The sequence below is a fragment of the Pseudomonas oryzihabitans genome, from assembly GCF_007665395.1.
GTDB classification, from domain to species: domain Bacteria; phylum Pseudomonadota; class Gammaproteobacteria; order Pseudomonadales; family Pseudomonadaceae; genus Chryseomonas; species Chryseomonas psychrotolerans_C.
Map to the genome: position 1 here is coordinate 307,645 of NZ_VDND01000006.1, position 24,395 is coordinate 332,039.

Sequence of the window (24,395 nt, forward strand, 5' to 3'; positions counted from 1 at the left end):
AAACGAAAAAAGCGCCGCATGGCGGCGCTTTTCGCTGACAGCGAGGGCGATCAGCCGCGGTGACGACCGCGGAAGTAATCGATCAGGCCCTGGGTGGAGCCATCGTCGGCCTTGCCTTCGCTGCGCCCGATGATGTGCTGGTAGACGTCCTTGCCCAGCTCCTTGCCCAGCTCGACGCCCCACTGGTCGAAGCAGTTGATGCCCCAGATGACGCTCTGCACGAACACCTTGTGCTCGTACAGAGCCACCAGTGCCCCCAGGCGCCGCGGCGAGATGCGTTCCAGCACCAGGGTGTTGCTCGGACGATTGCCCGGGATCACCTTGTGCGGCGCCAGCTTGGCGATCTCGGCCTCGCCCAGGCCCTTCTCGCGCAGCTCGGTCTCGGCTTCTTCGCGGGTTTTGCCCAGCATCAGCGCCTGGCTCTGCGACAGGCAGTTGGCATACAGCCATTGCTGGTGATCGGCCACCGGGTTGTGGCTCACCACCGGGACGATGAAGTCGCCGGGGATCAGCTGGGTGCCCTGGTGCAGCAACTGGTGGTAGGCGTGCTGACCGTTGCAGCCGACGCCACCCCAGATCACCGGGCCGGTCTCCATGCTCACCGGCGAGCCGTCCTGGCGCACGCTCTTGCCGTTGGATTCCATGTCCAGCTGCTGCAGGTGCTTCACGAAGTTACGCAGGTGGTGGTCGTAGGGCAGGATGGCGTGGCTGGTGGCGCCCCAGAAGTTGCCGTACCAGACCCCCAGCAGGCCCAGCAGCACCGGCATGTTCTCCTCGAAGGGGGCGCTGGTGAAGTGCTGGTCCATGGCGTAGGCGCCGGCCAGCAGGTCCTTGAAGTTGGACATGCCGATGGCCAGGGCGATGGGCAGGCCGATGGCCGACCACAGCGAATAGCGGCCGCCGACCCAGTCCCACATGGGGAAGATGTTCTCTTCGGCGATGCCGAATTCCACCGCCACCTTGACGTTGCTCGAGACCGCGATGAAGTGCTTGTGCAGCTCCGGCTCGGGGCAGCCCTGGGCCAGGCACCAGGCGCGGGCGGCCTGGGCGTTCTTCAGCGTTTCCAGGGTACCGAAGGACTTGGAGGAGACGATGAACAGGGTGGTGTCGGCGGCCAGCTTGGAGGTGACCTCGCGGAATTCGCTGCCGTCGATGTTGGCCAGGTAGTGGCAACGCACGCCGCGCTGGGTGAAGGGGACCAGCGCCTCGGACACCAGTTGCGGACCGAGGAAGGAGCCACCGATGCCGATGTTCACCACGTCGGTGATGGGCTTCTCGGTGTAGCCGCGCCACAGGCCATTGTGGATGCGGGTGACCAGCTCGGTCATCTGGTTCAGGACCCGATGCACCTCGGGCATGATGTCCTGGCCATCGATCTGCACACTGTCACCCACCGGACGACGCAGCGCGGTATGCAGCGCGGGGCGGTGCTCGGACGAGTTGACGTAGGCGCCGTCGAACAGGGTGCGGATGGCCCCTTCCAGACCCGCTTCACGGGCCAGGTTCACCAGCAGCTCGCGGGTCTGCTCGGTGATGAGGTTCTTGGAGTAGTCGAGGAACAGACCGCTGCTGCTCAGGGAAAAGCGCTTGAAACGCTGCGGATCGGCGGCGAAGGCATCGCGCATGCGGAAGTTCTGCATGGCCTTGCGGTGATCCTGCAACGCTTTCCAGGAGGCGAGCTGGGTCACATCGAGGGGCTGTTGGAAGTACTCCATGGGTAGGCTTTTCCTTGGTGGCTCTTGTTTGCTGTTGTGCCCCACAAGCCGGTGGCTTGCAAGAGAAAGTCGGCGGCCGCGAGACGCCCGGCACGGCGATGCGCTTCGAGCATGAAAAAGCCCGGTATGTTCCGGGCTTCCAGGGTGTGGGCGGGCTTGGATGAGCTAACCGGCGGTTGCATCACACTCGGGGCCTGCGGCGAAAGCTCAGGTTGTCGATCAAACGGGTCTGGCCGAGATAGGCCGCCACCAGCAGGACCAGCTCGGTGGAGTCCGGTGCGGCCGGTTGCAGGCTCAGCTGTTGGCGCAGCTCCAGATAGTCCACCTTAAGCCCCTGATCTTGCAATTCCGCGACACCGGCGGCCAGGATCGGCTCGACCGCCGCGCCGGCGGCCAGCTGGTCGGCGAGACGCCTGAGCAGGCCGTACAGGCAGGGCGCACTGGCCCGCTCGCGGTCGTCGAGATAGCCGTTGCGCGACGACAGCGCCAGGCCGTCGGTGGCCCTTACCGTCGGCTGGGCGACGATCTCGATGGGCATGTCCAGGTCCTGGACCAGCTTGCGGATCACCGCCAGCTGCTGGTAGTCCTTCTCGCCGAACACCGCCACGTCCGGCTGGGCCATCTGGAACAGCTTGGTGACCACCGTCGCCACGCCCTCGAAATGGCCCGGGCGCCGGGCGCCACAGAGGCCCTCGGACACCAGGGGTACGTTCACCCGGGTCAAGCCGTCCATGCCCTGCGGATACATCTCCTGCACCGCCGGGGCGAACAGCAGGTCGCAGTGGGCCTCGTGCAGTTGGCGACTGTCTTCCGCGAGGGTCCGTGGATAGGTGGCCAGATCCTCGGTGGGACCGAATTGCAGCGGATTGACGAAGATGCTCGCCACCACGAAGTCGGCGTGGCGGCGGGCGGTTTCGACCAGGGCGATATGCCCGGCGTGCAGGTTGCCCATGGTGGGTACCAGGCCGATGCGCAGGCCCTGGCGGCGCGCCGCGGCAACGGCGACGCGCAGTTCGCGGACGCTATGGACCGTCTTCATGCGGAGAATCCATGTTCGGGGGCGGGGAAGCTGCCATCCTTGACGGCGGCGACGTAGGCGGAAAGGGCCGCCTGGATGCTGTCCTGGCCGGCCATGAAGTTGCGCACGAACTTGGGCGTGCGGCCGCGCAGCGCCAGGCCGAGCATGTCGTGCAGCACCAGCACCTGGCCATCGGTGGCGGCCCCGGCGCCGATGCCGATCACCGGCACCCGGGCGGCCCGGGTGATCTCCTCCGCCAGCGCTGAGGGCACGCATTCGAGCAGCAGCATGGCGGCGCCCGCGGCTTCCAGTTCCTTGGCTGCGTCGCGCAGCTGCTGGGCGCGCTGCGGATCGCGCCCCTGCACCTTGAAGCCGCCGAAGACGTTGACCGACTGGGGCGTCAGGCCCAGGTGGGCGCAGACCGGCACGCCATTGGCGGCCAGGCGCCGTATTGGTTCGGCCAGCCAGGCGTCGCCCTCGAGCTTGACCATCTGGGCACCGGCCTGCATCAGCCGGCCGGCGCTGGTCAGGGTCTGTTCCAGGGTGGCGTAGGTCATGAACGACAGGTCGGCGACGATGAAGGCCCCGGCGTGGCCGCGTTTGACGCAGGCGGTGTGGTAGACCATGTCGTCCAGGGTCACCGGCAGGGTGCTGTCGTGGCCCTGCAGCACCATGCCCAGCGAATCGCCGATGAGCAGCATCTCGACGCCGGCCTGGCTGGCGGCCTGGGCGAAGGTGGCATCGTAGGCGGTCAGCATGGCGATCTTCTCGCCGCGCTGCTTGAGGCCCTGAAGGGTCGTGAGGCTGATATCAGGCATGCAAAGGTCCTCATGGGACGGCGCTATGGTTATTGTCTGGGCGCCGCGGGCGCGGGATGGCCGCGCGAAAACGGCTGCTATAGTCCCGGCGCATCCGGCACAAGTCAATGACCGTTGTTACCGCCGTGTTACCGGCTGGGTAACAGGGGTGCCAGGCGTTCCAGGCCCGCGAAAGGGCAGGCGGCCAGCAGGTCGGGCAGCCGGCGGCCATCGGGCAGCTGCAGCTCGGGCGCGAGATCGGCCAGCGGATAGAGCACGAAGGCCCGCGCCTGCAGGTGATAGTGGGGGACCTGCAGGCGCGGTTCGTCGATCAGTCGCGCGCCGAACAGCAGGATGTCGATGTCGAGGGTGCGGGGCCCCCAGCGCTCGTCCTTGCGCACCCGGCCCTGCTGCTGTTCGATGGCCTGGGTGGCGTCGAGCAGGGCCAGGGGCGCCAGACGAGTGTCCAGGGCGGCCACGGCATTGACGTAGCGCGGCTGGTCGGGCGGGCCAAGGGGATCGCTGGCGTAGAAGGACGAGACCGCGACCAGGTGGCTGTCAGCCACCTCGGCCAGGGCCTGCAGGGCCGCTTCGAGTTGCTGCCGCGGCTCGGCCAGGTTGCTGCCCAGGCCGAGATAGACCCGCTCCATCATTCGTCGCCGGAGGTGGGCGCATCCGAGGTGCGCCGCTTGCGATTGCTGCCGCCGCGGCGGCGGCGCTTGGCCGGTGCGCCCTCGTCGCGGCTGAGGTTCTTGATCATCTCGCGGCGCTGGCTGTCGCCGACTTCCTGGTAGCGCGTCCACCATTCGCCCAGTCCGCCGGTCTCCTCGCCCGCGCTCTCGCGCAGCAGCAGGAAGTCGTAGCCGGCGCGGAAGCGCGGATTTTCCAGCAGCTGGTCGGCGCGGCGGCCCTGGCGGCGGGGCAGGCGTTCCTGCATGTCCCAGATCTCACGCATGGGCATGGTGAAACGCTTGGGCACGGCCGTGCGCTGGCACTGTTGCTGGGTCAGTTCGTGGGCGGCCTCCTGCATGGCCGGAATCGGCGGCAGGCCGAGGTCCTGGTGATGGCGGACGCGCTCGGGCAATGCGGGCCACAGCAGGGCGGCGAAGAGGAAGGCCGGGGTGACGGGCTTGCCTTCGCGGATGCGCGCATCGGTGTTGGCCAGCGCCTGGCGGATCAGGGTACCGGCGTATTCGGGATCCCGCTCGAGGGCCTCGCCACTGGCGGGGAAGAGCGGCGCGAACAGGCCGTACTGGCAGAGCAGCTCGAAGGTGCGCTCGGCCTTGCCGCCGAGCAGCAGCTTGATGACCTCGTCGAACAGCCGCGACGCCGGGATATCGCGCAGCAGCGGGGCCAGGCGACTGATGGGCTCGGCGGTGGCCGCCTCGATCTGGAAGTCCAGCTTCGCTGCGAAGCGCACCGCACGCAGCATCCGCACCGGGTCTTCCAGGTAGCGTTGCTCGGGATCGCCGATCAGGCGGATCTGCCGCAGGCGGATGTCCTGGGTGCCATTGGCGTAGTCGAGGATGCGTTCGCCGCTGGCATCGTAGTAGAGGGCGTTGATGGTGAAGTCGCGCCGCTGGGCATCCTGTTCCTGGTTGCCATAGATGTTGTCGCGCAGGATCCGCCCGCTTTCATGGCGCGAGCCCTGGGATTCGTCCTCGGCCTCCCCGGTGGGATGGTTGGCACGGAAGGTCGCGACCTCGATGATCTCGCGGCCGAAATGCACATGGACCAGCTTGAAGCGCCGCCCGATGACCCGGGCATTGCGGAATTCGGCGCGGACCTGTTCGGGCGTGGCGCTGGTGGCCACGTCGAAATCCTTGGGTTCGAGGCCCAGCAGCAGGTCTCGCACGCAACCGCCTACCAGGTAGGCCTGATAGCCCGCCTTTTCCAGCCGGTCGACGACGCTCAGGGCGTGGCGGCTGATGCGCTCTCGTTCCAGAGCATGCTGACTGCGGGGCAGTTCGATGGGCAAGGTGGGCGCGGGCGCAGGACGCCGCAGGGGCGAGCGCAGGGTCTGGATCAGCTTCTTCAGCATGCGAGTTTCTGTTCGGGAAGACGGCTATACGCAGTCTGGACCATAGCCTGGGCCATTGCGCAATAGATAAGGAGGGGATCTTGAACGAGGGAGGGGAGGCTGTCAAAGGCACTGGGGGAGCCGAAGCTCCCCCCCAAAGTGGTACGTGCTTTGTTTTTATTGTGTATCCAGACCTCTTGTTTTTCTTGTGTGGTCTGTTCCGTGCGGTTACCGGCCGCCGGAAAGGCTCTGAAGTCTAGAGCCAAGAGCAAACGGATTACTTTGGAAGCTGATGCCGTCAGGATCATTCCTGCTCTGCCTGGTACGGGTGCTGCCTCGGGGCAGTTTTGTTGTTCTCTGTCCTGGCATCGCGCGAAACATCCCGCGAGACGACTCTTCTCCAAAATGATCAGTTAGCTACGCCTCCGCCTGCTTGTTCTTGTTGTGCTGGAGTCGCTACGTCTTGTTTTTGTTATGGCGTGGGTACGTTTTTATTGTTGTTGTGCCAGAACATAAAGCAGGTGCCGTGCCAATTTTGAAAAGTGCTTATATTTCAATGGTTTGCGAAAAATGTAGCCTTTTTGCTGCTGGGCTACAGGGCCAATTTCGTTACCGCTGAACCCGCTCCCTGTTACGGCGGTAACACATTGCAACGGCTGTGGCGGTGGGGGAGGGGGTGTTACCTCCGGGGCGTGAAGAGGTTCCGCGCCCCGGATCGATTCAGCTGGCGTCGCTGCTGGCGCTGGCCTTGCGACGGGGGATGCCCAGGCGTTGACGGCGTTCCCACAGGCACTTGCGGCTGACGCCGAGCTTGCGGGCGAGTTCGGTCTCGGTCATGTGGTCCTGGTGTTCGAGGACGAAGTGCTGGAAGTAGTCTTCCAGGGACAGATCCTCGGTGGGCTCATGGGCGCCATTGCCATTACCCAGGCCGGTGGCGGGGAGCGGATCCAGGTAGCTGTCGGCCAGTTCCAGCTCACCGAGCTCGACGTCGATGCCCAGTTGGTCGGCATTGATCTCCTGGCCTTCGCTGAGGATCACCGAGCGCTCGATGGCGTTCTCCAGCTCGCGCACGTTGCCCGGCCAGCTGTAGTGGCGGATGGCGGCCTCGGCTTCGGCGCCGAACTTCAGTCCTGGGCGACTCATGCGCGCGGACTGACGGGCGAGGAACACCCGGGCGATCTCCATGACGTCGCCACCGCGCTCGCGCAGGGCCGGCAGGCGCAGGGAGATGACGTTGAGCCGATAGAAGAGGTCTTCGCGGAACTGACCGATCTTGGCCAGGCCCTTGAGATCCCGGTGGGTCGCGGCGATCAGGCGCACATCGACCTTTTGCGATTGCACCGAGCCGACCCGGCGGATCTCGCCTTCCTGCAGCACGCGCAAGAGGCGCGCCTGGGCTTCCAGCGGCAATTCGCCGATCTCGTCGAGAAACAGGGTGCCGCCGTCGGCCGCTTCCACCAGGCCGGTACGGCTGGCGCTGGCGCCGGTGAAGGCGCCCTTCTCGTGGCCGAACAGCTCGGACTCGATCAGCGTCTCGGGAATGGCCGCGCAATTGACCGAGATCAGCGGCGCCTTGGCCCGCCGTGACAGGTTGTGCAGCGCGCGCGCCACCAATTCCTTGCCGGTGCCCGACTCGCCCTGGATGAGCACGGTGGAATCGGTGGGCGCGACCTTGCGGATCTTGCCGAAGAGGTCCTGCATCGGCGCGCAGTTGCCGATGATGCCGATCTCGCCGGTAGCCGGCGGCGGGGCGACGCTTTCCTCGGCCACGGCGCTCGGACGTTGCTCGCGCTCCACCAGGATGCGTGCCACGGCCTGCAGCATCTCGTCGTGATCAAAGGGCTTGGCGATGTAGTCCACCGCTCCCTGCTTCATGGAGTCGACCGCCGATCTCAGACTCGCGTAGCTGGTCATGATCAGCACCGGCTTGCCCTTGGCCAGGTCGATCATCTCGGTGCCGGGGGCGCCGGGCAGGCGCAGATCGCTGATGACGAGATCGAAGCTCGGCACGTCATACAGATCCTGGGCTTCCTGGACGGAGCCGGCTTCGCTGACGCGAAACTGGTTGCGCTCCAGCAGGCGCCGCAACGCCGAGCGGATGATCTTCTCGTCTTCGACAATCAGGATATGGGCCATCAAGTGCGCTCTCTTACGGGAAGGCAGCACGACCCACGCCAGGCAGCGTGTCTTGTCGCGGTCGTCTGGACTTCCGAATGCTTTAGCAGAGCCATCCAGCAGGCGGCTGGCTCCGTCACGGCGCCTCCGGCAACCCGAGATAGCGCGGCAGCAGCACCCGAATGCGAGTGCCCTGGCCGGTCACGGGGTCGGTAGGACTATCGATCATTATCTGACCATAATGCTCTTCTACGATCGAATAGACCAGAGCCAAGCCCAGCCCCGTGCCCTTGCCCGGATCCTTGGTGGTGAAGAAGGGTTCGAACAGGCGACTGACGATGGCCTTGGGGATCCCGCTGCCTTCGTCCTCGACGCTTAAGGTCACCGTCTGGCCCTGGGCTTCGCTGCGCACCCGGATCGGCGCGCCGGCGGGCGAGGCGTCGCGGGCGTTGGACAGCAGGTTGATCATGACCTGCACCAAGCGCTGCGGATCGCCCTGCACCAGGTGCTCGGGATCGCAGAGGTTGAAGAAGTCGACGTCCACGCTCTGGCGGTTGAGCGAGAGCAGGGCGATGGCCTCCTGGGCGGCTTCGGCCACGCATACCGGTTCGTGGGCCTGCTGGCGGCCGCCGGCGTGGGCGAAGCTCATCAGCGACTGGACGATGCGGGTGATGCGCCGGGTCTGCTCGATGATCTGGCTGCTGATCTCGTCGATCTCTTCATCCGCCTCGCGCTCTTCGCGCAGGTTCTGCGCCAGGCAGGCGATGCCGGTGACCGGGTTGCCGATCTCGTGGGCCACGCCCGCGGCCAGCCGGCCGATGGACGCCAGGCGCTCGGAGTGGATCAGGCGGTCTTCCAGCAACTGGGTCTCGCTGATGTCTTCCACCACCAGCACGGTGCCGTTGCTGCCCACCGCCAGGGGTTCGTCGATGGTCGCCTTGTGCAGGTTGAGCCAGCGCTGCTCGTGTTCCTGGGGCAGGCGCTGCTTGTAGAGGTGCTGCTGCGCCGGCTCGGCGAGGAAGCGCTCGAACAGGTCCTGCCAGGGATCGGGCAGGGCGTTCAGGCGCGAACCCACCACCCGCGCGCCGTCGATGCCGGTGAGCTCCTCCATGGCGCGATTCCACATCAGGATCTCGCGGTCGCGGGCCAGGGAGCAGACGCCCATGGGCAGTTCCTGCAGGGTCTGCCGGTGATAGCGGCGCAGGGCATCGAGTTCGGCGGCGAGACCGGTCAGGCGCGACTGGTAGTCTTCCAGGCGATTCTCGATGAAGTGGATGTCTTCGGTGGCATAGGCCTCGCTCTCCGCCTTGAACGGCAGGAAGGTCTCGACGATGTCCTGGGCGACCCGTGGCCCCATCAGGCCGGAAAGGTTGGCCTCGATCCGGTCGCGCAGGCGGCGCAGGGCATAGGGGCGCCGCTCGTCGTAGGGCAGCAGCAGGTCGGCCAGGGCGCGCTCGACCTCCTTCTGCGCGGTCTTGGCGCCCAGCGGCTTGGCCAACTGGGCGGCGAAGTCCTGGGGCGAGCTGGCGGCCAGTTCGCGCCGTTGCGGGCGGCGGACGTTGTCCACGGCGCAGGCTTCGGCGGCGCTCTTCTCTTCTTCGCTGGCCTCGGTGAACAGCGACACCAGGGCGAACACCAGCACGTTGACGGTGAGCGAGGCCACGGCGGCGAGGTGCCAGTTGCTGGCGCTGATGCGATAGCCGAAGGCGCCGAGCTGCAGCGGGTTGATGTCCGCCACCAGCGGCATCAGCATGCTCAGGAACCATAGCCCCAGGCCACACAGCAGGCCGGCGATGAACCCCTTGCGATTGGCGGTCTGCCAATAGAGCACCGACAGCGCCCCGGGCAGGAACTGCACGGTGGCGACGAAGGAGACGATGCCCAGGCTGGAAAGGTCGCCATGGCCCTGCAGCAACCGGTAGAAACCGTAGCTGCCGAGGATGATGGCGGCGATCAGCATGCGCCGGGTCATGCGCAGCCAGCGATAGATGTTGCCATCGGTGGGCGGCTGGTAGAGCGGCAGCACGATGTGGTTGAGCAGCATGCCGGACAGCGCCATGGTCACCACGATGATCAGGCCGCTGGCCGCCGACAGGCCGCCGACGAAGGCCACCAGCGCCAGCAGCGGGTTGTCCAGCGCCAGGCCGACGCCCAGGGTGAAGTATTCCGGTGGCGTCGGCGAACCCAGCGCCAGGCCGCCCCAGAGGATCGGCGGCACCGCCAGGCTGATCAGCAGCAGGAACAGCGGCAGGCCCCAGCTGGCGCTGACCAGCGCCTGCGGGCTGAGATTCTCGGTGAAGGCCATGTGGTACATGTGCGGGGTGACGATGGCCGCGGCGAAGAACACCAGCAGCAGGATCCGCCAGGGGCCTTCCTGCAGCGGGGTATGCAGGGTGGACAGGGCGCTCTGGTTCTGCTGCAGCCAGGTCTCCAGGCCATTGGGGCCGCCGAACACGGTATAGAGGGTGACGCCGCCGACGATGCCCAGGGCCAGCAGCTTGACCAGGGACTCGAAGGCAATGGCCACCACCAGGCCTTCATGGCGCTCCTTGGAGTTGATCTGGCGCGCGCCGAAGAGCATGGCGAACAGCGTGATCAGCAGGCAGAAGCCCAGCGCCGGGGCGTCCTGGGCGCGGGCCTGCACCAGGATGCCGGTGCTGGTGGCCACCGCCTGGATCTGCAGGGCCAGCAGCGGCAGCACGGCGATCAGCATGCCCAGGCTGGTGAGGGCCCCGGCCCAGGTGCTGCGGAAACGGAAGGCGAAGAGATCGGCCAGGGACGCCAGCTGGTAGGCGCGGGTCAGCCGCAGGATCGGATAGAGCAGTACCGGCGCCAGCAGGAAGGCGCCGCACAGCCCCAGGTAGTAGGCGAGGAAGCCATAGCCATAGTCGTAGGCCAGACCCACGGTGCCATAGAAGGCCCAGGCACTGGCGTAGACCCCCAGCGACAGGGTGTAGATCAGCGGGTGGCGCACCAGCCGGCGCGGCACCCAGCCCTTCTCGGTCATCCAGGCGACGCCGAAGAAGATCAGCAGGTAGCCGGCGCTGATCAGCACCAGGTGGGACAGGCTAAAGCTCGTCGGCATCGCGTTGGCTCTGCAGGATGAAGGTCACCACGATGAGGATGAGCCACAGCAGGTAGGGGCGGTACCAGGCGCCGCTGGGGGCGATCCACCAATCCATGATGGCGGGGGAGAACAGATAGATGCCTACCACGAGGAGCAGGACCAGCCGATAGATGTACATGCGCGGTTCCCGAGCGGCGATGGCGCCATGGTAATGCAAAAGCGGTGTACCCCGGCTAATGCCCGCTCTACCGTGGAGGCTTCTTCGTCGTGGGAGAGCACCGATGACCAGGCCCAGACTCGCCGCCGTGCTGGAAACCGCGCTCTACGCCGCCGACCTGGCCAGGGCGCGGCGCTTCTACGAGGAGGTGCTGGGCCTTGCGCCGATGTTCGCCGACGAGCGTCTGGCCGCCTATGCCTTGGGTACCAGCGTGTTGTTGCTGTTCCAGCGAGGCACTACCGAACAGCCGGTGAGGCTGCCGGGCGGCAGCATTCCAGCCCATGGCGCCCGGGGCTGCCAGCACCTGGCCCTGGCGATCACGGCGGCCGAGCTGGACGACTGGGCGACCCATCTGGCCGGCGTCGGGGTGGCCATCGAAGAGCGAACCCAGTGGCCGCGCGGCGCCACCAGCCTGTATTTCCGCGATCCGGATGGGCATCTGCTGGAGTTGGCCACGCCAGGGTTGTGGCCCAACTACTAGTCAGGCAGCTGGGCCTCGGCCAGGTGCAGCAGCCGCGGGATCAGTCCGGCATCCCAGTGGGCGACGCCCCAGTCGAGGACGCTGGCTGGAGGCTCTTGGGCCAGCTCCTGGTGGATCGGCTGGCCCAGGGTACGCAGCGCTCGCACCAGCAGCGCGCCGGCCTGCTCCGGCGGCAGCGGCGGCGAGCGATAACGCTTGCCCAGCTTGTGGCCATCGGGCTGGATCAGCAGGGGCACGTGCAGATAGCGCGGCGCCGGATGGCCGAGCAATTCTTGCAGGTAGAGCTGGCGCGGCGTCGAGTCCAGCAGGTCGGCGCCGCGCACCACGTCGGTCATGCCCTGCAGAGCGTCGTCCATCACCACTGCGAGTTGGTAGGCGATCAGGCCGTCGCGTCGCTGGATGACGAAATCACCCTCCTCGCGGCCCAGGTGCTGGCGGAATTCGCCCTGTACCCGGTCGACGAAGCGGTATTCCAGCTCCGGGACCCGGATGCGGATGGCGGCATCAGCGGCCGGCAGGCCCCGGTTGCGGCAGTAGCCAGGATAGAGACCGCCACTGCCTTCGAGCTGCTTGCGCGAGCAGTCGCAGGCGTAGGCCAGGCCGCTGGCCAGCCATTGCTGGATGATCGCCTGATAGGCCTCCAGGCGTTCGCTCTGGCGCAGCACCGGGCCGTCCCACTCGAAGCCATAGGCTTCCAGGGTGGCGAGGATGGCGGCCTGGGCCCCGGGGACCTCGCGCGGTGGGTCCAGGTCTTCCATGCGCACCAGCCAGCGACCACCCGCGGCGCGGGCGTCCAGGTAGGAGGCGAGGGCGGCGAGCAGCGAGCCGAAGTGCAGATAGCCGCTGGGGGTGGGGGCGAAACGACCGACATAGGGGCGCCTGGACATAGCTCATCCTGTGAATGCCGGATAGAACAAAGGGCGCCGCAGCGCCCTCGTCGAAGAGGCAGGAGGACTCAGGTCCCGGTCTGCTTTTCGCGGATCTCGGCCAGCGTCTTGCAGTCGATGCACAGGCTGGCGGTCGGACGGGCTTCCAGGCGGCGGATACCGATTTCCACGCCGCAGGAGTCGCACCAGCCGTACTCGTTGTCTTCGATCAGCTGCAGCGTCTCGTCGATCTTCTTGATCAGCTTGCGCTCGCGGTCGCGGGCGCGCAGTTCCAGGCTGAATTCCTCTTCCTGGGTGGCACGATCGGCCGGATCGGCGAAGTTGGCTGCTTCTTCCTTCATGTGGTGCACGGTGCGATCGACTTCCTCGCGCAGTTCCTGCTTCCACTTGTTCAGAATGGCGGTGAAGTGGGCGCGCATGCGCTCACTCATGTATTCCTCGCCCTTGGCAGGCTGGTAGGGTTCGTAGCCACGGGCCAGATGATTGTTCTGCTGATTTGCTTCGCTGGGCATGATTGACCCTCTCACTTTCGCTGATCCTGTCCACAGGCTGGATGCGTTTCCAGGCCTCTCCATGATGGAACGCCCGGGGGCTGTGGCTGCCGATGACGTCCCGCGCAATGCCGACGCCAGGCTGAATATGTTCTCGACTGGCCAGTCGCCCTGCGGATGCAAGCGGGCGAACTTACCAGAAGCTTCCGGGGGGCGCTACTACTGGCCTCCCGCTCCGTGCCGGTGCTCCGCCGGACGCGGCGGATGCCGGCCTGCGAAGCCTTGGTTAGAATCCCGCCTTCGCCACAAGTTCGGACCCTGTCCATGTCCAATTCCTACAGCGCGCGCAGCCAGGCCATCGAGCCCTTCCATGTGATGGCCCTGCTGGAGCGCGCCAACCAGCTCCAGGCCGCCGGGCACGACGTCATCCACCTGGAGATCGGCGAACCCGACTTCACCACCGCCGCCCCCGTGGTGGCCGCCGGCCAGGCCGCCCTGGCGGCGGGCCAGACCCGCTACACCGCGGCGCGCGGCCTGCCGGAACTGCGGCGCGCCATCGCCTCCTTTTATGGCGAGCGCTATGGCGTCGACCTGGACCCGGAGCGGGTCTTGATCACCCCCGGCGGTTCCGGTGCCCTGCTGCTGGCCAGCGCCCTGCTGGTCGATCCGGGGCGCCACTGGTTGCTGGCCGATCCCGGCTACCCCTGCAATCGCCACTTCCTGCGGCTGGTGGAGGGCGCGGCCCAGTTGATCCCGGTCGGCGCCGACACCCGCTACCAGCTCACGCCCGAGCTGGTCGAGCGGCATTGGCAGCCCGAGAGCGTGGGCGCCCTGGTGGCCTCGCCGGCCAACCCGACCGGCACCCTGCTCGACCGCGACGAACTCGCGGCCCTGTCGGCCAGCCTCCAGGCGCGGGGTGGCCATCTGGTGGTGGACGAGATCTACCACGGCCTGACCTATGGCCTGGACGCCCCCAGCGTACTGGCGGTGGACGACTCGGCCTTCGTGCTCAACAGCTTCTCCAAGTACTTCGGCATGACCGGCTGGCGCCTCGGCTGGCTGGTGGCGCCGCGCGCCGCCGTGCCGGAGCTGGAAAAGCTGGCGCAGAATCTCTACATCAGCGCCTCCACCGTCGCCCAGCAGGCCGCGCTGGCCTGCTTCACCCCGGAGGCCATGGCCATCTTCGAGGAGCGCCGCGCCGAGTTCGCCCGTCGGCGTGACTACCTGCTGCCGGCGCTGCGCGGGCTGGGCTTCGAGATCGCCGTCGAGCCCCAGGGCGCCTTCTATCTCTATGCCGACATCTCGGCCTTCGGCGGCGATGCCTACGCCTTCTGCCAGTTCCTGCTGGAGACCGAGCACGTGGCCATCACCCCGGGGCTGGATTTCGGTCGCCACCGCGCCACTACCCATGTGCGCTTCGCCTACACCCAGTCGCTGCCGCGCCTGGAGGAGGCGGTCGCCCGGATCGCCCAGGGACTGCAACGCTGGAGCGCCCGGTGAAATTCGATCCGCCGCTGGAAGAGGGTCGCCTGCTGCGCCGCTACAAACGCTTTCTCGCCGACATCGAGACCGCCAGTGGCGAGGTGCTCACCCTGCACTGCCCCAACACCGGCTCCATGCTGCATTGCCAGCCGGCCGGCGCCCGCGTCTGGTTCAGCCGGGCCAGCGGCCCCAAGCGCAAGCTGCCCGGCACCTGGGAGCTGGTGGAGACGGACCACGGGCGGCTGGCCTGCATCAACACCGCCCGGGCCAACCGCCTGGTGGAGGAGGCGCTGCTGGCCGGTGCCATCCCGGAGTTGGCCGGCTTCACTGCCCTGCGCCGCGAGGTGGCCTACGGCCTGGAGAACAGCCGCGCCGATTTCCGCCTGGAGTACTCGGAAGGACCGCTGTACCTGGAGGTGAAGAGCGTCACCCTGGGCTTCGCCGACTCGGGCGTCGCCGCCTTTCCCGACACCGTGACCGCCCGCGGTGCCCGCCATCTGCGCGAATTGGCGGCGCTGGCGGCGGCGGGGCAGCGCGCCGTGCTGCTCTATTGCGTGCTGCTCGATGGCATGGAAGCGGTACGCCCGGCGGCGGAGATCGATGCCGCCTATGCGGTGGCCCTGGGCGAGGCCCGTCGCCAGGGCGTACAGGTGCTGGCCTATGGCGCGCTGCTCTCGCCCACGGGTCTGCAGTTGGAGCGACCATTGCGCCTCGCTGACTGAGCAGTCACAAAAAGCTGATCGTCCGGACAAGATCTGGCAGGCGCCTTGCTTGCGGTTGTCGCCCATCGATCGCCGCAAACGGCGATCCCGCTGAGGAGTCCGTCGATGATCTCTGTGTTGGGCATGCTGTTGCTGGTGGCGATCGCCATCCTCTTCTCCCGTCAGCGACGCGCCATTCGGCTGCGTACCGTGCTCGCGGCCTTCCTGTTGCAAGCCGGTCTCGGCCTGTTCGTGCTCTACATCCCCTGGGGCCAGCAGGTGCTGGGGCGCGTCTCCGGCGCCGTCGCCTCCTTGCAGCTCTACGCCGACAAGGGCATCGAATTCCTCTTCGGTGGCCTCGCCGGTCCGCGGATGTTCGAGTACTTCGGAAACGGCGGCTTCGTCTTCGCCGTACGGGTGCTACCCCTGATCGTCTTCTTCGGCAGCCTGATCGCGGTGCTCTATTACCTGGGCATCATGGGCTGGATCATTCGCCTGGTCGGTGGCGCCCTGCACGCCTTGCTCGGCACCAGCCGGGTGGAGTCCACCACCGTCACCGCCACCCTGTTCCTCGGCCAGTCGGAAATGCCCCTGGTGGTACGGCCCTTCATCGCCGATCTCACCCGCTCGGAGTTGTTCGCCATCATGGTCGGCGGCTTCGCCGCGGTGGCCGGCTCGGTGCTGCTGGGCTACGCCGGCATGGGCGTTGACCTGAAATACCTGATCGCCGCGAGCTTCATGGCCGCGCCGGGTGGGCTGCTGATGGCCAAGCTGATGGAGCCCGAGACCGAGCAGCCGCGCGACCAGGCCATGAAGACCCTGGGGGAAGGCGAGGAGCGACCGGCCAACGTCATAGACGCGGCGGCGGAAGGAGCCCAGGTCGGCTTGCGCATCGCCCTGGCGGTCGGCGCCATGCTGCTGGCCTTCATCGCCCTGATCGCGCTGCTCAACGGCCTCCTCGGCTGGTGCGGCGCCTGGTTCGGCATGCCGCAGCTGAGCATGCAACTGGTGCTGGGCTATCTGCTGGCGCCGGTCGCCTTCCTCATCGGCGTGCCCTGGAGCGAGGCGGTGCAGGCCGGCGGCTTCATCGGCCAGAAGCTGGTGCTCAACGAATTCGTCGCCTATGCCGACCTGTCGACCTACCTCGACCCGGTCAAGGCGACAGCGGCTGGCGTCCAGCCGCTGTCGGCGCACGCCCAGGTCATCGTCACCTTCGCCCTCTGTGGCTTCGCCAACTTCTCCTCCATCGCCATCCAGCTCGGCGGCCTGGGCGGTATCGCCCCGCAGCGCCGCCACGAGCTGGCCAAGTTGGGCTTGCGCGCCATGCTCGGCGGCACCCTGGCCAACCTGATGAGTGCGGCCCTGGCCGGCTTCTTCGTCGGCCTCTAAGGCCCAAGGCGTTCGGACCAATCGGTCCACTTTATGGTGCACGGCGGTACCGCGTGCGCCAAAACGTAACAGCGGATGACCGTGGCGTGCCCCCGCTTTGCCGTCACGGACCCTCCGCCCGCTTTTCCGGCTTCCCGGGATCTCTCGTTCAGGAACTCTCCATGACTCTGTTCAGCCTCCGTCGCGCTCCCCTCACCCTGCTGCCGCTGCTGTTCTGCTGCAGCGCGCCCCTGTTCGCCGCCCCGGCGGCAGCCACCGATAGCGCCCAGGGCGAGACCGTCAGTCCCGCCGCCCAGCCGGAGGAAGATCGCTCGCCCTATCTGTCGTCCTGGTACAACCAGGACCTGACCCTGATCGGCAGCAAGGACATCAGCTTCGGCCCGCAGCCGGTGGACGACGTCTACCTGGAGTACGAGTACTTCGGCCGCAAGGGCCCCTTCGAGCTCTATGGCTACATCGATGTACCCAGGGTGCTGGGCATCGGCAACAGCCACGACTCCGGGGTCTGGGATCGCGGCTCGCCGCTGTTCATGGAGCACGAGCCGCGGATTTCCATCGACCAGGTGCTGGGTCGCTCGCTGGCCTTCGGCCCGTTCAAGGAATGGTACCTGGCATTCGACTGGATCTATGATCACGGCAGCAGCCGGGCCAGCCGCCAGAACACCCTCTATGCCGGCTTCGGCACCGACCTCGAGACCCATACCCCGGTATTGTTGTCGGCCAACCTGTACGGGCGCCGCCAGTGGGAGAATTATGGCGCCGCCAACGAGGATTCCTGGGACGGCTACCGGGCGCAGCTCAAGTACATCTGGCCACTGGCCAAGTTCGACAATGGCGCCTCCCTGACCTACGTCGGCTTCACCAACTTCGACTTCGGCTCGAAGCTGGGCGACGAGCCGGGGCGTACCGCCAACGCCACCGTATCCACCAACGTGCTGCTGTATGCCTTCACCCACCTGCGCTTCATGTTCGCCGCCCGCCATTTCCACAATGGCGGCAACTGGAGCGACGGCACCGAGCTGAATTTCGGCGACGGCGCCTTCGAGGGTCGGTCCGACGGCTGGGGCTACTATCTGGGGGTGGGCTATCAATTCTGATCTGGAGACCGTCATGAGCACCAACCTGCCCGCGCACCTCGCTGCGCTCCTGCCGGAAGCGGTGACCGCCGCCCAACGCGCCTACTGCCCGCATTCCGAGTTTCCCGTGGGGGCCGCCCTGCTGACCGCCGAAGGCGCGGTCGTCCATGGCTGCAACGTGGAGAACATCTCCTACGGCCTGACCAACTGCGCCGAACGCAGCGCCCTGTTCGCCGCCCTCAGCCAGGGCCTGCCGCCACGCAGCTTCACCGCCATGGCCATCCATGCGCCCGGCGTGCCCCTGATCAGCCCCTGCGGCGCCTGCCGCCAGGTGCTGCTGGAGCTGATGGCGCCCGACGCCACCATCGTCTGCAGCGGCAGCGAGCCGGGGCTGACCCGTACCTGGACCCTCGCCGAGCTGCTGCCTGGCGCCTTCGACGACTTCTAGAGGAGTTCGCCCATGTGGCTCGCCCAGGAAGTGATCCGTCAGAAGCGCGACGGCGTGGAGCTGTCCGCGGCGGACCTCCAGCGCTTCGTCCAGGGCATCGCCGACGACAGCCTCAGCGAAGGCCAGGTCGCCGCCTTCGCCATGGCCACCCTGCTACGCGGCATGACCTCCGCCGAGCGCACCGCCCTCACCCTGGCCATGCGCGACAGCGGCCAGGTGCTGCACTGGGACCTGCCGGGGCCGGTGGTGGACAAGCATTCCACCGGCGGGGTGGGCGATCTCACCAGTCTGGTGCTGGCGCCCCTGCTCGCCGCCTGTGGCTGCCATGTGCCCATGATCTCCGGCCGCGGCCTGGGCCACACCGGTGGCACCCTGGACAAGCTGGAGAGCATTCCCGGCTATCTCATCCGCCCCGGCCTGGCGCGCTTTCGCCAGGTGGTGGCCGAGGTGGGTTGCGCCATCGTCGGTCCCGATGCCGATCTCGCCCCGGCCGATCGGCGCCTGTACGCCATCCGCGACGTCACCGCCACGGTGGAATCCCTGGACCTGATCACCGCCTCCATCCTGGCGAAGAAGCTCGCTGCCGGCCTGGACGTGCTGGTCATGGACGTCAAGACCGGCGGTGGCGCCTTCATGGCGGAGCAGGGGGACGCCTTGCGCCTGGCCGACAGCATCGTCGAGGTCGCCGAGGCGGCAGGGGTCCGGACCCGCGCCCTGGTGACCGACATGGACCAGCCCCTGGCGCGCAGCGCCGGCAATGCGCTGGAGGTGGAGGAGGCCATCGCCCTGTTGGCCGGCGAGGTCCGCAGCGCGCGTCTCTGGCAGGTGGTCCAGGCCCTGGCCGAAGAAGCGCTGCAGCTGGCGGGCCTGGCGCGCGATGCGCTGGCCGCCCGCCAACAGGTGCTGGAGGCCTGGGGCAGTGGCGCGGCCTTGCAGCGCTTCGCGGCCATGAACCTGGCACTGGGTGGTCCGGCCACTCTGACCAGCCAGCCTTGGCAGCACCTGCCCCGGGCGCCGCTGCTGCACGCCGTCTATCCGCCACGGCCTGGCTGGGTCCGGCAGGTCGATACCCGCGCCTTGGGGCTACTGGTGGTGGAGCTGGGCGGCGGGCGGCGGCGCCCGGAGGAAGCCATCGATCACGCCGTGGGCCTGGCCAAGCTGGCGTTGCCCGGCGAACGGGTGGACGAGAACCGGCCACTGGCGGTCATCCATGCGCGGGATGCCGCCAGCGCGGAGTGGGCGGCGACCCGCCTGGCCGCGGCTTACGCGCTGGGTGAGGAGCCGCCGGCCCGTCTTGCGCCGCCGGTGCTGGCGCGACGCTAGCCACGGAATTCCGGACAAAAAAAGACCCGGCAGAGCCGGGTCCAAAACCGTGATTAGCCTGATGAGGAGATAACCCGAAAGACCAACTGCTGGACCTTCAGTTATCGACCGATCTCGCGACCGGCTGAGTTGAATAATAACAATTCTCATTCCATCGTCAAGCGTATTCGAGAATATTTCTTAACTACCGACGGGAGGCTGTTCCTGGAGGCTCCGCAGCCGCGTGACCTCCTTGTTCAGGGTGTCGATATGGCGCGCCATGTTCTCGATCAGGCTATGGGCGATGCGCGGGGTGGTCTCCATCAGCGAGACGAACTGGTCCTGCGGAATCACCAGCACCGTACAGGCGGTCTTGGCGATGACGCTGGCGGTGCGCGCGGTCTGGGTGAAGACCGCCAGGGCACCGACGATCTCGTCCTGGCAGACCTCGCCGACCTTGCAGCCGTCCACCCAGGCCTCGGCGTGCCCCTCGGTGATGACGAAGACATGCTCGGCGGAGTCGCCCTGGCGAATGATGACCTCGCCGGCGGCATAGCGCCGGAAGCCCGTCGCCGGCTGAGTGACCGGTGGCTTGAGACGGATCAATGCCTGCGCCAGCAGCGATTGCTGGCCGAGCATGTAGCGCAGCAGGGCATCCCGCTGGCCGGGGCTGGCGGTCGCGGCCGCGAGGAAGGTCTCGCGGTCGTAGGGCTGCACCAGGACCTCGGCCTCGCTCTCGTAATCCAGCGTCGGCAGGTCCAGCGTGCGCCCCAGGCCGATCAGGTCGCCCTCGTCGAGCTGGAACAGCGCCCGCTGATCCAGGACCACCCGCAGCGGTCCGCGCTGGATCAGATAGACCTCATCGTTGCGCATCCAGTCCTGCAGCAGTGCGGCAGGACTCAGGTGCAGGGCCTGCCGGCTCGGTGCCACACCACTGAGCAGCCGCGCGGGAATGGCTTGCAAGGCCTGGCGCAACTGATCGACATAAGGAGGCTGATCGCCAATGAGGTACATGCTGCCAATTCCTTCTTGTTACGCAGAGGCTGTGACGTGGGTCGCACGATAAGCCGCTCGTCGGCGACCGTAAATCCACAACGCTACGAGCTGTGACGGAACGCGTGTTCTGTCTTCCGGGAGGTCCTGCTCATGCCGGGGCACGGCCCAGACGGCGGCTGATGCGCGCAGGCAAGGCTTCCAACTGGCCTGCCTGGCCGAGCGCTACGATCAGCGCCCGATCCTGCTCGGCCGGCTGCAGGGGATCCTGCGCCTGGCGCTGCGCCGCCACTACCGCCAGGGTGGCCTCCGACGGATCGGTGCCTGCGGCCTGGCGCTCCTGCAACCAGCGGGCGATGAGGTCGTCGTCGGCCTGGCAATCGATGATCAGCGAGGGGACGCCCTGATCCTCGGCCAGTGCCTGGGCAGCGGCGCGCTGCGCCTGCTTGAGATAGGTGGCGTCGAGAACCAGCGGATAGCCGGCGGCCAGTACCTGGGCGCCGATCTCGTGCAGGCGCGCATAGGTGGCTTCGCCCGCGGCCGCGCTGTAGCGGGTGGCTTCGTCGCTGTCGGCATAGAGGCGCTGGCGCTCCACATCCGATCTCAGGCGAATGGCGCCGAGCGCTTCCACTAGGGCGAGGGCCACGGTGCTCTTGCCGATGCCCGACACCCCGTGCATCACCGCCGCGAAGGGCTGGGGCACCTGGGTGTAGCCTTCGGCCAGCGCCGTGTAGCTGCGATAGCCGGCGAGGATCTCGGCGCGCAATTCCGGCGCCTCCGCCTGGCCCAGGCGGAAGAGGGCGATCTTGGCCCGCACCATGGCGCGGTAGGCCTTGTAGAAGTCGAGCAGGGCCAGGCCCGCGTAGTCGCCGGTCGCCTCGAAGTAGGCGTTGACGAAGCGCTGGCTCAGCGCCTTGAGTCCACGATCCTCCAGGTCCATGGCCAGGAAGCCGGCATCGCCCATGGTGTCGGTCAGGCGGAAGGGCTCGTTGAATTCGATGCAGTCGAACAGCACCACCTCACCATCGAGCAGGGTGGCGTTGGCCAGGTGGATGTCGCCATGGCATTCGCGGATGTAGCCGTCGCGGCAGCGCGCCTCGAACAGCGGCAGCAGGCGGACATAGCTGGCTTCGGCCCAGGCTTCGAGCTGGTCGAGCTGCTGGAGGTCGGCCGCCTCGCTGAGCATGGCGCGGATCTGCTCGAAATTCTGTCGAACCGGCGCCATGGCCGCGTCCGGCGTGCACAGCGGATGCTCGGTCGCGACCCGTGGCGCCGCCAGGTGGAAGCGGGCGATCTGCTCGGCCAGGGCGTCGATGTGCGCGGCGCTCAGTTCGCCGCGCTTCTGCACTTCGCTGAGCAGCTGGCTCTGGGGGAATTCGCGCATGCGCAGGGCGTATTCGATTACCGGACCGCTGCCGTTCAGTTCCGGCGCGGTTTCGCTGCCGGTGATGGCCACCACGTCCTGATAGAGGTCACGGGTCAGGCGCTGATTGAGTCGCAGCTCTTCCCGGCAGAAATGGCCCCGCGCCTCGAGGTCGGTGAAGTCCAGGAAGCCGAAGTTCACCGGCTTCTTCAGCTTGTAGGCGACTTCGCCGGTCAGCACGACCCAGGAAATATGGGTTTCGATGACCCTGAACGCCGACGTCGGATGGGGATAGAGCGCCGGGTTCTGCAGGGCGGAAATCAGGAGCTGGCTCACGGTCGGTCCTTGTAGGGAATGGATGCCGGCATTATCGCTGTCAGGGCGGTCCACGCAAGCCGCGACACCGGGAAGGGGCGTCCTTGAACCCCAGCTGACGAAGCGCTGGCAGGCCGCTGTCGGCCACCGGGCAAGTGCGTATAATGCGCCGCCATGAAGCGACCCCGATCCTCTCGTTCCCGCAAGCGCAAGACCTTCGATTGGCGCCGTCTGTCCGGTTGGGCAGTCAAGCTCGGTCTGGTCGCGCTGGTAGCCCTGGCTGGCGTATGCATCTATCTGGATGCCGTGGTCCAGGAAAAATTCTCCGGCAAGCGCTGGACCATTCCGGCCAAGGTCTATGCCCGACCGCTGGAATTGTTCAATGGCGTCAAGCTCAGCCGTGACGACTTCCTCACCGAACTCGATGCCCTCGGCTATCGCCGCGAGAAGACCGTGGACGGCCCCGGCAGCGTCTCCGTGGGCGCCTCCACGGTCGAGCTGAACACCCGTGGCTTCCAGTTCTACGAAGGCGTCGAGCCGGCCCGGGCGATCCGCGTGCGCTTCGCCGGCGGCACCGTCTCCGGCGTCAGTGCCCTGGACGGCAGCAACCTCGCCGTGGCCCGCCTGGAGCCGCTGCTGATCGGTGGCATCTATCCGGCGCACAACGAGGATCGCATCCTCATCAAGCTCGACCAGGCGCCGCCGCATCTGGTCGACGGCCTGGTGGCGGTCGAGGATCGCGAGTTCTGGCACCACCACGGCGTCTCGCCCAAATCCATCGCCCGCGCGGTCTGGGTCAACGCCACCAGCGGCCAGGTGCGCCAGGGCGGCAGTACCCTGACCCAGCAGCTGGTGAAGAACTTCTATCTCACCAATGAGCGCAGCATCACCCGCAAGGGCACCGAAGCCCTCATGGCGCTGCTGCTGGAACTGCATTACAGCAAGCAGGAGATCCTCGAGGCCTACCTCAACGAGGTGTTCCTCGGTCAGGACGGCTCGCGCGCCATCCACGGCTTCGGCCTGGCGGCGCAGTACTTCTTCGGCCAGCCCTTCAGCGAGCTGAAACTGCACCAGGTGGCCCTGCTGGTCGGCCTGGTCAAGGGGCCGTCCTACTATAATCCGCGGCGCTATCCCGAACGCGCCATGGCCCGCCGCAACCTGGTACTCGACCTCATGGCCGAGCAGGGCGTGGTCAGCGCCACCGAGGCCGAGGCCGCCAAGGCCCGGCCGCTGGGCATCACCAAGGCCGGCAGCCTGACCAACAGCTCCTTCCCGGCCTTCGTCGACCTGGTCAAGCGCCAGCTCAAGCAGGACTATCGCGACGAAGACCTCACCGAGGAAGGCCTGCGCATCTTCACCAGCTTCGACCCCATCCTGCAGACCAAGGCCGAGGCGGCCATGGGCGAGACCATGAAGCGCATCGACGGCCGCAAGGGCGCGGAAAACGTTGAGTCGGCCATGGTGGTGACCAATCCGGAAACCGGCGAGGTCCAGGCCCTGCTGGGCGGGCGCGATCCGCGCTTCGCCGGCTACAACCGGGCGCTCGACGCAGTGCGCCAGGTCGGCTCGCTGATCAAGCCGGCGGTCTACCTCACCGCGCTGGAACGCCCCAGCAAGTACACCCTGACCACTCTGATCCAGGACGAACCCTTCTCGGTCAAGGGCGCCGATGGCCAGGTCTGGCGGCCGCAGAACTACGAGCACAAGGCCCACGGCACCATCTTCCTCTACCAGGGCCTGGCGCACTCCTACAACCTGTCCACCGCGCGCCTGGGTCTGGACCTGGGCGTGCCCGAGGTGCTCAAGACCGTCGAGCGCCTCGGCGTGAGCCGCGCCCTGCCGCCTTACCCGGCGACCCTGCTCGGCGCTGGCGCCCTGACGCCCATGGAAGTGGCGACCATGTACCAGACGCTGGCCAATGGTGGCTTCAACACCCCGCTGCGCAGCATCCGCAGCGTGCTCGACGCCAATGGTGAGCCGCTCAAGCGCTATCCCTTCCAGATCGAGCAGCGCTTCGATACCGGCGCCATCTACCTGGTGCAGTACGCCATGCAGCGCGTCATGCGCGAGGGTACCGGTCGCTCGGTCTACAACCAGATTCCCACCAGCGTGAACCTGGCGGGCAAGACCGGCACCACCAACGATTCCCGCGACAGCTGGTTCTCCGGCTTCAGCCAGGACCTGCTGGCAGTGGTCTGGCTGGGTCGCGACGACAACGGCAAGACACCGCTGACCGGTGCCACTGGGGCCCTGCAGGTGTGGAGCAACTTCATGCGCCGCGCCGACCCGGTCTCGCTGGACATGCCGGTGCCGGACAACATCACCCAGGCCTGGGTGGATGCCACCACCGGCCGCGGCACCGATCCCTCGTGTCCCAACGCCGTGCAGATGCCTTATATTCGCGGCAGTGAACCGCCGGCGGGGGCCTCCTGTGGCGCGCCGGCCGCGCCCGCCGCCGGCGGGAACGGCAACGGCGGCAATCCGGTCATGGACTGGGTCAAGGGTTGGTTGAATTGAG

At 67.1% G+C, this 24,395-nt stretch carries 20 protein-coding genes; 8 read left to right on the forward strand and 12 right to left on the reverse strand.

Features of this window, described 5'->3' with window-relative positions; all coding sequences use genetic code 11:
* Positions 1-50: 50 nt before the first annotated feature.
* The 8 genes from pgi to FSV73_RS15145 all read right to left on the reverse strand — a co-directional run bounded on the left by pgi (position 51) and on the right by FSV73_RS15145 (position 10,910).
* The gene (gene pgi, locus FSV73_RS15110) at positions 51-1,715 is read right to left on the reverse strand and encodes a glucose-6-phosphate isomerase (RefSeq protein WP_145008662.1); all 1,665 of its coding nucleotides are present in this window, start codon (positions 1,713-1,715) and stop codon (positions 51-53) included.
* A gap of 181 nt (positions 1,716-1,896) precedes the next feature.
* Positions 1,897-2,754: a pantoate--beta-alanine ligase gene (gene panC, locus FSV73_RS15115; protein ID WP_145008663.1), complete on the reverse strand. Its 858-nt coding sequence runs from the start codon at positions 2,752-2,754 to the stop codon at positions 1,897-1,899.
* The gene (gene panB, locus FSV73_RS15120; RefSeq protein ID WP_145008664.1) at positions 2,751-3,551 is read right to left on the reverse strand and encodes a 3-methyl-2-oxobutanoate hydroxymethyltransferase; all 801 of its coding nucleotides are present in this window, start codon (positions 3,549-3,551) and stop codon (positions 2,751-2,753) included. Before panB ends, panC begins: the two co-directional genes overlap by 4 nt.
* Before the next feature lie 128 nt (positions 3,552-3,679).
* Positions 3,680-4,180, reverse strand: a complete 501-nt coding sequence (gene folK, locus FSV73_RS15125; RefSeq protein WP_145008695.1) for a 2-amino-4-hydroxy-6-hydroxymethyldihydropteridine diphosphokinase — start codon at positions 4,178-4,180, stop codon at positions 3,680-3,682.
* Positions 4,180-5,571 (reverse strand): polynucleotide adenylyltransferase PcnB, encoded by a 1,392-nt coding sequence (locus FSV73_RS15130; RefSeq protein ID WP_145008665.1) that lies wholly within the window; start codon positions 5,569-5,571, stop codon positions 4,180-4,182. The genes folK and FSV73_RS15130 overlap by 1 nt, the downstream gene beginning before the upstream one ends.
* A 699-nt stretch (positions 5,572-6,270) precedes the next feature.
* Complete coding sequence (locus tag FSV73_RS15135) at positions 6,271-7,686, reverse strand: sigma-54-dependent transcriptional regulator (protein ID WP_145008666.1); 1,416 nt, start codon at positions 7,684-7,686, stop codon at positions 6,271-6,273.
* A gap of 115 nt (positions 7,687-7,801) precedes the next feature.
* Positions 7,802-10,750 (reverse strand): sensor histidine kinase, encoded by a 2,949-nt coding sequence (locus FSV73_RS15140; protein ID WP_145008667.1) that lies wholly within the window; start codon positions 10,748-10,750, stop codon positions 7,802-7,804.
* The gene (locus FSV73_RS15145; protein ID WP_007159707.1) at positions 10,734-10,910 is read right to left on the reverse strand and encodes a hypothetical protein; all 177 of its coding nucleotides are present in this window, start codon (positions 10,908-10,910) and stop codon (positions 10,734-10,736) included. The genes FSV73_RS15140 and FSV73_RS15145 overlap by 17 nt, the downstream gene beginning before the upstream one ends.
* A gap of 103 nt (positions 10,911-11,013) precedes the next feature.
* On the opposite strand from FSV73_RS15145, the gene FSV73_RS15150 reads away from it, so the two are divergent.
* Positions 11,014-11,430: a VOC family protein gene (locus FSV73_RS15150; RefSeq protein ID WP_145008668.1), complete on the forward strand. Its 417-nt coding sequence runs from the start codon at positions 11,014-11,016 to the stop codon at positions 11,428-11,430.
* Here the strand turns inward: FSV73_RS15150 and gluQRS are convergent.
* Positions 11,427-12,317: a tRNA glutamyl-Q(34) synthetase GluQRS gene (gluQRS, locus tag FSV73_RS15155; RefSeq protein ID WP_145008669.1), complete on the reverse strand. Its 891-nt coding sequence runs from the start codon at positions 12,315-12,317 to the stop codon at positions 11,427-11,429. The genes FSV73_RS15150 and gluQRS overlap by 4 nt on opposite strands.
* A 68-nt stretch (positions 12,318-12,385) precedes the next feature.
* On the reverse strand, positions 12,386-12,829 hold the full coding sequence (dksA, locus tag FSV73_RS15160) for an RNA polymerase-binding protein DksA (protein ID WP_145008670.1): 444 nt from the start codon (positions 12,827-12,829) through the stop codon (positions 12,386-12,388).
* A gap of 303 nt (positions 12,830-13,132) precedes the next feature.
* Between dksA and FSV73_RS15165 the strand changes: the two genes are divergently transcribed.
* The 6 genes from FSV73_RS15165 (at position 13,133) to deoA (ending at position 19,227) form a co-directional block, all read left to right on the forward strand.
* Positions 13,133-14,308: a pyridoxal phosphate-dependent aminotransferase gene (locus FSV73_RS15165; protein ID WP_145008671.1), complete on the forward strand. Its 1,176-nt coding sequence runs from the start codon at positions 13,133-13,135 to the stop codon at positions 14,306-14,308.
* Positions 14,305-15,012 (forward strand): DNA/RNA nuclease SfsA, encoded by a 708-nt coding sequence (gene sfsA / locus FSV73_RS15170; protein WP_145008672.1) that lies wholly within the window; start codon positions 14,305-14,307, stop codon positions 15,010-15,012. The genes FSV73_RS15165 and sfsA overlap by 4 nt, the downstream gene beginning before the upstream one ends.
* Positions 15,013-15,117: 105 nt before the next feature.
* Positions 15,118-16,380, forward strand: a complete 1,263-nt coding sequence (locus tag FSV73_RS15175) for a NupC/NupG family nucleoside CNT transporter (RefSeq protein WP_145008673.1) — start codon at positions 15,118-15,120, stop codon at positions 16,378-16,380.
* 161 nt (positions 16,381-16,541) lie between these two features.
* A complete protein-coding gene (locus FSV73_RS15180) occupies positions 16,542-17,477 on the forward strand; it encodes a nucleoside-specific channel-forming protein Tsx (RefSeq protein ID WP_260856088.1) in 936 nt (311 codons plus the stop codon).
* A 13-nt stretch (positions 17,478-17,490) separates the two neighbouring features.
* Positions 17,491-17,904, forward strand: a complete 414-nt coding sequence (locus FSV73_RS15185) for a cytidine deaminase (protein ID WP_145008674.1) — start codon at positions 17,491-17,493, stop codon at positions 17,902-17,904.
* A 12-nt stretch (positions 17,905-17,916) separates the two neighbouring features.
* Positions 17,917-19,227, forward strand: a complete 1,311-nt coding sequence (gene deoA / locus FSV73_RS15190; RefSeq protein ID WP_145008675.1) for a thymidine phosphorylase — start codon at positions 17,917-17,919, stop codon at positions 19,225-19,227.
* 180 nt (positions 19,228-19,407) lie between these two features.
* Here deoA and FSV73_RS15195 read toward each other — a convergent pair whose 3' ends face one another.
* The gene (locus FSV73_RS15195; protein WP_145008676.1) at positions 19,408-20,220 is read right to left on the reverse strand and encodes a cyclic nucleotide-binding domain-containing protein; all 813 of its coding nucleotides are present in this window, start codon (positions 20,218-20,220) and stop codon (positions 19,408-19,410) included.
* A gap of 130 nt (positions 20,221-20,350) precedes the next feature.
* The gene (locus FSV73_RS15200; protein WP_145008677.1) at positions 20,351-21,898 is read right to left on the reverse strand and encodes an AAA family ATPase; all 1,548 of its coding nucleotides are present in this window, start codon (positions 21,896-21,898) and stop codon (positions 20,351-20,353) included.
* Between the two features lie 153 nt (positions 21,899-22,051).
* Between FSV73_RS15200 and mrcB the strand changes: the two genes are divergently transcribed.
* On the forward strand, positions 22,052-24,394 hold the full coding sequence (mrcB, locus tag FSV73_RS15205) for a penicillin-binding protein 1B (RefSeq protein WP_145008678.1): 2,343 nt from the start codon (positions 22,052-22,054) through the stop codon (positions 24,392-24,394).
* Position 24,395: the final 1 nt, after the last annotated feature.